Origin of the sequence: Pseudomonas sp. SB113 (assembly GCF_040754745.1) — a bacterium.
Taxonomy (GTDB): domain Bacteria; phylum Pseudomonadota; class Gammaproteobacteria; order Pseudomonadales; family Pseudomonadaceae; genus Aquipseudomonas; species Aquipseudomonas grimontii.
The window spans coordinates 1-473 of the sequence record NZ_JBFMHW010000133.1 but is presented as its reverse complement, the minus strand read 5'-3'; the positions used below and the strand labels follow the sequence as shown (position 1 = coordinate 473).

At 55.6% G+C, this 473-nt stretch carries 1 protein-coding gene; it reads right to left on the bottom strand.

The genetic code is table 11. The features are described from left to right. Positions 1 to 60 precede the first annotated feature (60 nt). Positions 61 to 473 (bottom strand): OpgC domain-containing protein (gene opgC / locus AB1462_RS31825; RefSeq protein ID WP_367249066.1); only part of this gene is annotated, 413 nt, incomplete at its 5' end.

The following is a 473-nucleotide window of genomic DNA, read 5'->3' as shown; positions in this document are numbered from 1 at the left end:
ATACATATGTGAATTGCGCCGATCGATTTCGAGAGGTTTCGCGTAAAAATCGCGGGATTGCTATTCCGCAGCCACTTTCTGACCGGACGAAAACAAGCGATCCCGCTCACGCCACAGTGCCGGTATGGCCAGCAGGGCTATTGCGGCAAAGGCGATCAACGTCTTCGTCACCTGCGAAAAATCAGGCGTGTAGGCGTCGATGTAATAGACCGCATAGACGATCGCGACATGCCACACATAGACGTGCAGCGAATGACGGCCGAGAAGCTGCAGGAACTTCAGGGTGAAGACCCAGGTGACGGCTGCCGCGAGCTTTTGGACGGTCGGGCTTTTATGATGCGGACCGGCGATCAGGAGCCAGGCAAGCCCAAGGGCGGCGGCTGCAAAATTCACCAGATAGACCGGGCCAAAATCTGCGCGCACTTCCATCGTCACGAATTTTGCCATCATGAAATCCGGCATCAATCCATGCG